The sequence below is a fragment of the Galbibacter sp. genome (assembly GCF_035306585.1).
Taxonomy (GTDB): Bacteria; Bacteroidota; Bacteroidia; order Flavobacteriales; family Flavobacteriaceae; genus Galbibacter.
In genome coordinates this window covers 1-10,139 of record NZ_DATGNU010000038.1, presented here as the reverse complement: position 1 = coordinate 10,139, position 10,139 = coordinate 1, and the positions used below count along the sequence as shown (strand labels likewise).

Genomic DNA, 10,139 nt, shown 5'->3' with positions numbered 1-10,139 from the left:
CCCTATCCCATTAGATTCATTCCCCATAACTAAAATGGCCTCCTTAGGTAGCTTAGACTTATATACGTTTTCACCATCCATAATCGCCCCATAGATCGGCTTATCGGTAGAGGTTAAAAATTCCTCAAGCTCAAGATAATTAATTTGCACTCTGGCTAAGGAACCCATAGTAGCTTGAACCACTTTTGGATTGTAACAATCAACCGTATTTTCACTGCACACTAGTTGAGAAATTCCAAACCAATCACAAAGCCGTATTATAGTCCCTAGATTCCCTGGATCTCTTACATTATCTAGAGCTAAAATTAATCCTTCGGTTTTTAAACTCTTTTGAGCTGGCATATGGAATACACCCAAAATTTCAGTTGGGGTCTTTAAACAGCTTAATTTTTTCATTTCCCCAGCACCTATCTTCACAGTATTACCAATTGGTAATCCATCTACCTGTTGGGTAACATAAAGAGCATAGGGTAGCAATTTGGATTCTAAAAGCTCCAATACACCTTTGATTCCTTCAGCTATAAAAAGTTGATGCTTACTACGGTACTTTTTTTGATGTAAGGACGTTATAAGTTTTAATTCGTTTTTGCTAACCATACAAATAGTGTATTTTTGACCGTAAATTTAATTATTCACCCTCTTGAAACAATTTTTTGCAAAAATAACGGTATTATTTGTAATAGTACTGCTGAATTCATGTAATGCCGTGAAGAGGGTAGAAAGTGGTCAATTGTTATTAGTGGACAACAATATTTATGTCAATGAGCAAAAAGTTACAGAGAGTGAGATTGAAGGTTTGATTACACAAAGGCCTAATAATAAAACACGGCTAGCGATCTACAATATGGCCAAACCAAATCCCGCTCGATACTACACTGCAAAACTTGATTCTAATCTACAAGATATGAGCTTTTTTGATCGTTTGATTTCGAAAAAGCAGCTCACGCAACTTGCTGATTACAAAATCAACTTTAATAACTGGCTCATGAAAACTGGAGAAGCACCAGTGATCATTGATAAGGAAAAAACGGAGAAATCTGCAGAGCGCCTAAAGTTATACTACGACACCAAAGGGTATTTCAACAGTCAGGTCAGTTATGAAATCGATAGTAGTAACACCAAAGAAAAGCGTGCAGTGGTCAATTACAACCTCACCACAGGACCAGCGTATTACCTAGATTCCATAAGTACTAATTTCGAATCAAAAGACTTAGACTCCATATACAATCGTTATAAACGGTTCTCTAGAATTCGTCCAGGCCAGAGGTTTGACTTTATATTCTTTGATGCTGAAAAGGAACGACTAAACAACATCTTTGTGAACTCTGGGATATATAAGTTCCAACCCTCGTCTATTAGTTTTGATATTCAAAGAGATACATCTTTAGCCACTGAGGATAGAAAAATGCCAGTAGTAATTAACATTCAAAACGCCCCAGCAAACCAAGGTAGCGGAGAAGTTCCTTATAAAATCCATCGGGTGAAAGAAGTAAATATCTATGCTGATTATTCCTTTAATAACTCACAGGACAGCTTAAAATCAATTACTTATGACGGGTACACCATTTATTTCAAGGATCAGCTAAAATATAGACCAAAAGCACTCACAGATGTTATTGCAATTATACCTGATAGTGTTTATAAAGAATCCGATCGGTCATTGACTGCCAAACAGATTAACAACCTAAAGGTATTTAAGTACCCTAACATCAATTACAGTTATTTAGACAGCACCGACAATCAGCTAAGGACCAATATTTATCTAAACCCAAGACCTCGATTTTCATTAGGTTTTAGCTCTGATCTATTGCATTCAAACATTCAGGATATTGGTATTTCCCTTAGTACCTCTTTGATCGCTAGAAACATTTTTAGAGGTGCAGAGACCCTAGATATTGCCTTTAGAGGCACCTTTGGATCTTCCTCTGATTTTAAAAACACGGAAAGCGGATTTTTCAATATTGCAGAATTTGGGGCGGACATTGGATTAAATATTCCAAGAATATTTTTCCCATTAAACACCAATGGGATCATTCCTAAATCCATGACTCCAGAAACCCGTTTCTCCCTCGGGACCACCCTTCAGAAAAATATTGGATTGGACAAGCAAACCTTTAATGGGATTCTACGCTATAGATGGAACCCTTCCAATATAAGAAGAAACATCTTTGAACTTATTAACATTCAATATGTAAAGAATTTAAACACCGATCGCTATTACGATGTTTACGAGAATAGTTATGATGACTTAAATAATGTAGCCTCTGATTATACCAATCAAGCAAATCCAGCGTATTTTGATGAGAATGGAAACCTCAACATTCCAACGGGTACAAGTGGATTTACGCAGGATGTATTAAATGGCAACATTAATGCTAGTAGCGCAGATCAAAATGAAGTAGCTCGTATTGAAGACCAAAGGAATCGATTAACTGCCAATAACTTAATTTTTTCAACAAACTACACGTACTATAAGAATACTCGTAGAAACTTTAACGATCATAATTTTTTCCAATTTAGGGGCAAAATAGAATTGGCTGGAAACCTACTCTCGAGTTTGTCAACCGCTCTAAATTTAGATACTGATGAAAATGGGAATAATTTAATTTTTGGTGTACAGTATTCCCAGTATGTTAAGACAGAATTTGATTATATAAAATACTGGCGTCTATCACGCCGCAATGTGCTTGCTTTTAGATCCTTTATGGGAGTTGCCATTCCTTATGGTAATTCAGGGAGCATTCCCTTTATCAGAAGTTACTTTGCTGGAGGATCCAATGATAACAGAGCCTGGCAGCCCTATGAGCTTGGTCCAGGAAGAACAAAGAGTACCAACGACTTTAATGTAGGTAATTTAAAGTTGGCACTTAACCTTGAATATCGATTCCCATTAATAGGGGATATCAACGGTGCTTTATTTGTGGATGCTGGTAATATATGGGATTTTTTAAATGATGTAGAGAATGAAAAAGCCATTTTTGAAAACCTACGATCCTTAGAGGAAATTGCAGTAGGTACGGGGTTTGGTCTGCGTTACGATTTTAACTTTTTTGTCTTTAGGTTTGATATTGGCTTTAAAACCTACGATCCTACTTATGATCAGAAGAGTAAGCGATGGTTTAATGATTATAACTTTGGCAATGCCGTATACAACATTGGGATCAATTATCCTTTCTAAGCCGTGTAAATTTATTATTTTTGCCCACACAATTCTAAGTCATAAAAACAATGCAATTTTTCTCTTGAACAAATTGTCGTATTTTTGGCTTTTAAAAGTGAGCTTAAAGCGAACAACTATATAACTATATACAAATTAGAAACTTAAATTTATGAGTCACAACATTAAGGCTGGTGTAGCCACTGGAGACGAAGTACAAAAGATATTTGACTATGCTAAAGAGAAAGGATTCGCTCTTCCAGCAGTCAATGTTATTGGGAGCAGTACCATCAATGCTGTTTTAGAAACAGCAGCAGAATTAAATTCTCCCGTTATTATCCAATTCTCCAACGGAGGAGCACAGTTTAATGCTGGAAAAGGACTATCTAACGATCAGCAAAAAGCGGCTGTTGCAGGAGCTGTTGCAGGCGCAAAACACGTTCATGAAATGGCTGAAAAATATGGGGTTCCAGTAATCCTTCACACGGATCACTGTGCTAAAAAACTTCTTCCTTGGGTAGATGGAATGTTAGCGGCAAGTGAAGCACATTTCAAACAAACTGGAAAGCCTTTATTTAGCTCTCATATGATCGACCTCTCTGAGGAGTCAATAGAAGAGAATATAGCGACTTGTAAAACATACTTGGAGCGTATGGATAAAATGGGGATGACCCTTGAAATTGAACTAGGTATCACAGGTGGTGAAGAAGATGGTGTTGACAATACAGATGTAGATGACTCTAAATTGTATACCCAACCAGAAGAGGTAGCATACGCCTATGAAGAATTATTAAAAGTATCACCACGTTTTACTATCGCAGCAGCCTTTGGTAACGTTCATGGTGTTTACAAACCTGGAAACGTGAAGCTAACTCCAAAAATCCTTAAGAACTCTCAAGAGTATGTGTCAAAAAAATACAATGTTCCTCACAACACTATCAACTTTGTATTCCATGGAGGATCAGGTTCAACAGTAGAGGAAATCAGAGAAGGAATTAGCTATGGTGTTATTAAGATGAATATTGACACCGACCTTCAATATGCTTATTTAGAAGGAATTAGAGATTATATGAAATCTAAGGAAGCTTATCTAGGAGGTCAAATTGGCAACCCAGAAGGTGAAGATGCACCAAATAAAAAATATTACGACCCTCGCGTATGGATTCGCGAAGGAGAAAAAACCTTTATCACTCGTTTGAAAAAGGCTTTTGAAGATTTAAACAACGTGAATACGTTATAAAATTCATCAGAAAGCACTAAAGCGGTTGATATTGCTTTAGTGCTTTTTTAATTCTATATAAGATATGGCAATGGCTTGGTTTAAAAGAAAAGAAAAAGGGATACAAACCGCTACAGAAGAGAAAAAAGACACCCCAGTTGGTCTTTGGTATAAATCCCCAACAGGTAAAATTGTAGAGGCTGATGAATTGGCTAAAAACTTTTATGTAAGTCCAGAGGATGATTATCATGTGCGTATCGGTAGCAAAGAATATTTTTCAATATTGTTTGATGACAATAAGTTTAAGGAACTAGATCCTAATTTAGAATCCAAAGATCCACTTAACTTTGTCGATACCAAAAAATATTCTGATCGCTTGAAGCAAGCCCAGGAAAAAACGAAACTGAAGGATGCCGTTAGAACTGCTGTAGGTAAGTCCAAGGGAAAAAATTTGGTCATTGCTTGTATGGATTTTTCTTTTATTGGAGGTTCTATGGGAAGTGTAGTCGGAGAGAAAATCGCAAGAGCGATCGATTATTCCATCAAAAAGAAAATTCCTTTTATGATGATTTCAAAATCTGGTGGTGCCAGGATGATGGAAGCCGCTTTATCCCTAATGCAGCTAGCCAAGACTTCTGCAAAATTAGCGCAACTTTCTGAACTTGGAATACCATACATTTCGTTGTGTACAGATCCAACAACTGGAGGTACTACTGCATCCTACGCTATGCTTGGCGATATTAATATTGCAGAGCCTGGTGCACTAATCGGTTTTGCGGGGCCTCGCGTAGTAAAGGAAGCTACAGGTAAAGACCTTCCTGAGGATTTTCAAACATCCGAATTCTTATTAGAGCATGGGTTCCTAGATTTTATCGTCCATAGAAGAGACTTGAAAAACAAAGTGAATCTGTATATTGATTTAATACAAAACCAGGCCGTTAGAGCTTCGTAATACAAAGACATTATCTACTACAAAGGCTCCAATCTCGGGGCTTTTGTTTATTTTTGACCTCTGGTTCACCGAAAAAATACCCATGCCATTAATGGGGAAATATCCTTACCATGTATAGCGGGCAACAATTTAAGTTCCAAACAAAATAGATTCTTCTACCCTATCCACGCATATTAATTAATTATTTTTCTACCTTAAAAATAAAATTATTACTATATTTGCGCCCTTGATAGATCGACTATCAAATACATAAGAATCATTTAAAGAAATATTGGCATGTATTTATCAAAAGAGGTAAAAGCAGAGATTTTCAAAAAACACGGTGGAAGTGAAAACAACACTGGATCTGCAGAAGGACAAATTGCCTTGTTCACACACAGAATTAAACACTTAACAGAACACCTGAAAAACAATCAAAAAGATTTTAACACAGAGCGTTCATTAGTTAGGTTGGTAGGTAAAAGAAGAAGCCTACTTGATTATTTGAAGAAGAAAGATATTACAAGATATCGAGCTATCATCAAAGAATTAGGATTAAGAAAGTAAATTATAAAGGGAGCTATTTGCTCCCTTTTTACTTAATTGTATATTTTTTTGTGTTTTTTTTAGCCGTTTTATCAATAATGGCATACTTTTGATTTTCTCATTATAGAGAATTCAATGTTCGCATAACCACAACCTGGGACAGTAAGTGGTTAACAAAAAAGCTTAGACAACTAGTTTTTCATTGGGTAATAACAACTACAACACAACTCGGCCGTGAAATTTCACGGGTGCCCATTGTTTAACATTCCGCTACTATAAATTCCATGGAGCGGAGCAATAAAAAAACTAAATGATTCCTGAAGTAAAACAAGAAATTATTGATTTAGGAGATGGTAGGACCATTTCACTAGAAACGGGAAAATTAGCAAAACAAGCTGATGGTTCTGTCGTAATTCGTATGGGTAACGCAATGCTTTTAGCAACAGTGGTTTCTGCCAGAACGGCAAACCCTGGGATTGACTTTTTACCCTTAACGGTAGATTACCGTGAAAAATTTGCAGCCGCAGGTCGCTTCCCTGGTGGCTTTTTTAAGCGTGAAGCTAGACCGAGCGATCGCGAGGTGCTAACGATGCGTTTGGTGGATCGTGTATTGCGTCCATTATTTCCAAAGGATTATCACGCTGAGACTCAGGTGATGATTCAACTCATGTCAAGCGATGACAATGTGATGCCAGACGCCTTAGCTGGTTTGGCAGCATCTGCGTGTATTCAATTATCTGATATTCCTTTTGAATACCCTATTTCAGAGGTAAGAGTTGCTCGTGTGGACGGCAAATTTATCATCAACCCAAGCAAAACACAATTAGAAAAGGCTGATATGGATATTATGGTTGGAGCCTCTGAGGATTCTGTTGCCATGGTTGAGGGTGAGATGTTAGAGGTTTCAGAGCAAGAAATGACAGAAGCCATTAAAGTGGCTCATGAGGCGATTAAAGTCCAAATAGAGGCTCAGAAAAGACTTGTAGAAAAAGTTGGTAAAAAGGAAGTCCGTGAATATGAACCAGAGCTTGAAGACGCTGAATTAGAAGCTAAAATTCACACCTTTGCATACGATAGATGTTATGCTGTTGCTAAAGAGGATACTACTAAACAGGAGCGCGGTGAGAAATTCGGATTAATTAAAGAAGAGATTGCAGCATGGTATAGCGAAGAGGAACTGGAAGAGAAAGAAGAGCTTATCAATAAATATTTTGCCAAGTCTCAAAAAGAAGCGGTTAGAAATCTTATCTTAGACGAGAACATTCGTTTGGATGGCAGAAAAACTACGGATATCCGACCTATCTGGTGTGAGGTAGATTATCTTCCTTCTACTCATGGATCATCGATCTTTACTAGAGGGGAAACTCAGGCACTTGCTACAGTTACCTTAGGTACTTCAAAACAAGCCAACGTAATAGATCTTCCTACGGAGCAGTCTGAGGAGCGTTTCTATTTACACTATAATTTCCCGCCATTCTCCACTGGAGAGGCGCGTCCACTTAGAGGAACTTCTCGTAGAGAGGTAGGACATGGAAACCTTGCACAACGGGCCCTTAAGAACATGATTCCTGAGGATTGTCCTTACACTGTTCGTGTAGTATCGGAAGTCTTAGAATCCAATGGTTCATCCTCTATGGCAACGGTTTGTGCTGGAACAATGGCGCTTATGGATGCCGGTATTCAACTAAAGAAACCAGTTTCAGGTATTGCCATGGGGCTTATTACGGATGGTGAGAAGTACGCTGTATTATCAGATATCCTTGGGGATGAAGATCACTTAGGTGATATGGACTTTAAAGTAACTGGTACTGAAGATGGTATTACAGCCTGCCAAATGGATATCAAAATCAAAGGACTTTCTTATGAAATTCTTGAAAATGCTTTGGCACAAGCAAGAGAAGGAAGACTACATATTCTTGGAAAATTAACCGATACCATTGCGACACCAAACGAACAAGTAAAAGCACATGCTCCAAAAATGGTTTCAGTTACTATCCCTGGAGATTACATCGGAGCGTTAATTGGTCCTGGAGGGAAGGTAATTCAAGAATTGCAAAAAGAAACTAACACAGAGATCGTTATCGAGGAGGTTGGCGATAAAGGAGTCGTTGAAATTCTAGGTACTGACCAGGATGGAATCAATGCAGTACTTGCAAAAATAGACGCCATTACGTTCAAACCAACCAAAGGAGATGTTTACGAGGTAAAAGTTATTAAATTACTGGATTTTGGTGCTGTTGTAGAATATTCAAAGGCCCCAGGAAATGAAGTTCTTTTACATATCTCAGAACTGGCATGGGATCGCACCAATAATGTGACTGATGTGATTAAAATAGGGGATGTTTTTGAAGTGAAATACTTTGGGGTTGATCCTAAAACACGAAAAGAAAAAGTTTCTAGAAAAGCCGTTTTACCAAAACCTGAAGGGTATGTGGAACGGGAAAGAAACTCTGATAATCGCCATAGGTCTAATAATGACCGTAGAGGTGGTGATAAAGATAGAAAGCCTCGAAGAGACTAAACAATTCATGTTAATTTTAAAGTGTGTGAAAAGTCTGGCCGTGTGTCAGGCTTTTTCTTTTTTAACCACTTAAGTCGCCTACAGCACATTGATTTTTCAAAAAACTATTACTTACTTTTGTTGATTCATTTTCAAGTTAAGTAGTATGTTTAAGAAATTAGTAGGGATTGAACCACTGGATCTCATCCCATCGGCCGAGCTTAAGCTTCAAGAGTTTGCAGAAGAAGTTATTTTATTTAGGGATATCCCAAAGGATGACCAGCAAATTATTGACCGCATCTCCGATGCGGATGCGGTGCTTTTAAGCTATACCTCCACCCTAAACAAAAATATTCTTGAGAAATGTCCTAATGTCGTGTACATCGGTATGTGTTGTTCATTATATTCTCCAGAAACAGCCAATGTGGATATTCTCTACGCCAATGAGCGAGGAATCAAAGTTACTGGCATCCGAGACTACGGTGATGAAGGTGTAGTGGAATATGTGGTAAGCGAACTTGTTCGTTGTTTGCATGGTTTTGGAACTGATAAAAATGGTCATCCAGAAAAACCTTGGGATGGAGCCGCCAGAGAAATCACAGGGCTCAAAGTCGGAATTGTCGGACTAGGTACCTCAGGAGGCATGATTGCCGATGCTTTAAAGTTTTTCGGCGCGGAGATCTCTTATTTCGCACGAAGCGAAAAACAAACAGCTAAGTCCAAAGGTTATACCTTCCAACACCTTCATGCACTGTTATCAGAAAATGAAGTCATCCTGTGTTGTCTTAATAAAAACACCGTTCTTTTGCATGAATCAGAATTCAAGAGCCTGGGTAATCACAAAATATTATTTAACACAGGACTCTCTCCTGCTTGGGATATGGAACCCTTTAAAGGGTGGCTCGAAGCAGACAATCGTTGTTATTGCGACACCGTAGGTGCTCTTGGCGATAAAAAGCTTATAAATCACCCTAATGTACGCTGTATGGAGGTCTCTGTGGGTCGCACCAAACAAGCCTATATTAGATTAAGTGAAAAGGTGTTGGCGAATTTATCAGAATACAATGGGTGAGGTAATATTTCGTAAGGTATTCACCACACTCCATCCGGCAATTTTAGAGGTCTTGCTATAAACATCGACAACAGCATGCACTTCTTCATTTCTAAGTTCTATTCGGTGATCATCCCCTATATAATCTGGGACCGAGGTCACCGATACTTTTATATTATCAGGTCCAACCGAAGCAAGTGATGCTGCCACAGCAACGTTCACTTTTGTCGGAAACAAAGCGATTGCTTCCTTAGCATTCCCTGAAAAAACCTTCTTGGTCTGGGTTTCAAGGATTGGTTCATAGACACTGGTGGAACGCAACGATTTTGGGCTTTTCTCTGTGTCGAAGGTAACTTCGCAATCTCCCATTAGAGAAGCTGTACGAAGAACATCAAATCCTCCGATCGATCCGGAGACGAGATGTACTCTTGTTCCGTTTTTCTTTGCGGTATCTTGTACTTGTTTATAGAACTCCTCATCGGCCAAAGCTCCAATGGAAAGTGTTACAATAGATGAACCATTCGCTAACGCTGGCAAAGCTAATTCACGCAGGGCAACTGGCGCTGCTGATTCTAAAATATAATCAGGCTTGAGGGCTATGATTTCTGTGATCGATTCATATGCCTTACAAGAATAACCTAGATTTTCTTTATTGATACGCTGCGCTAGTTTTTCAGCTTTCTCAAATGTTCTCGAATAACTTCCAATTAGTTGATAATCGTCAAGTATTCCACC

General features: G+C 38.3%; 8 protein-coding genes. 6 read left to right on the top strand and 2 right to left on the bottom strand.

Annotated elements, in window-relative coordinates:
* A partial coding sequence (locus tag VKY50_RS04135; RefSeq protein WP_324299151.1) for an RNA methyltransferase occupies nucleotides 1-597 on the bottom strand: 597 nt, incomplete at its 3' end.
* A gap of 43 nt (nucleotides 598-640) precedes the next feature.
* Here VKY50_RS04135 and tamL point away from each other — a divergent pair.
* The 6 genes from tamL (at nucleotide 641) to VKY50_RS04105 (ending at nucleotide 9,425) form a co-directional block, all read left to right on the top strand.
* Entirely contained in the window at nucleotides 641-3,178 is a 2,538-nt protein-coding gene (gene tamL / locus VKY50_RS04130) for a translocation and assembly module lipoprotein TamL (protein WP_324299149.1), read from the top strand.
* A gap of 151 nt (nucleotides 3,179-3,329) precedes the next feature.
* The gene (gene fbaA / locus VKY50_RS04125; RefSeq protein WP_324299147.1) at nucleotides 3,330-4,397 is read left to right on the top strand and encodes a class II fructose-bisphosphate aldolase; all 1,068 of its coding nucleotides are present in this window, start codon (nucleotides 3,330-3,332) and stop codon (nucleotides 4,395-4,397) included.
* Nucleotides 4,398-4,467: 70 nt separating this feature from the next.
* The gene (gene accD / locus VKY50_RS04120; protein WP_324299145.1) at nucleotides 4,468-5,328 is read left to right on the top strand and encodes an acetyl-CoA carboxylase, carboxyltransferase subunit beta; all 861 of its coding nucleotides are present in this window, start codon (nucleotides 4,468-4,470) and stop codon (nucleotides 5,326-5,328) included.
* Between the two features lie 276 nt (nucleotides 5,329-5,604).
* The gene (gene rpsO / locus VKY50_RS04115) at nucleotides 5,605-5,874 is read left to right on the top strand and encodes a 30S ribosomal protein S15 (protein WP_324299143.1); all 270 of its coding nucleotides are present in this window, start codon (nucleotides 5,605-5,607) and stop codon (nucleotides 5,872-5,874) included.
* Nucleotides 5,875-6,163: 289 nt separating this feature from the next.
* Nucleotides 6,164-8,374 carry a polyribonucleotide nucleotidyltransferase gene (locus tag VKY50_RS04110; RefSeq protein WP_324299141.1) on the top strand — a complete coding sequence of 737 codons (2,211 nt, stop codon included), beginning with the start codon at nucleotides 6,164-6,166 and terminating at the stop codon, nucleotides 8,372-8,374.
* Nucleotides 8,375-8,519: 145 nt separating this feature from the next.
* The gene (locus VKY50_RS04105) at nucleotides 8,520-9,425 is read left to right on the top strand and encodes an NAD(P)-dependent oxidoreductase (RefSeq protein WP_324299139.1); all 906 of its coding nucleotides are present in this window, start codon (nucleotides 8,520-8,522) and stop codon (nucleotides 9,423-9,425) included.
* Here VKY50_RS04105 and VKY50_RS04100 read toward each other — a convergent pair.
* Nucleotides 9,408-10,139: aspartate dehydrogenase domain-containing protein (locus VKY50_RS04100; protein WP_324299137.1), on the bottom strand; the 732-nt coding region annotated here is incomplete at its 5' end. The genes VKY50_RS04105 and VKY50_RS04100 overlap by 18 nt on opposite strands.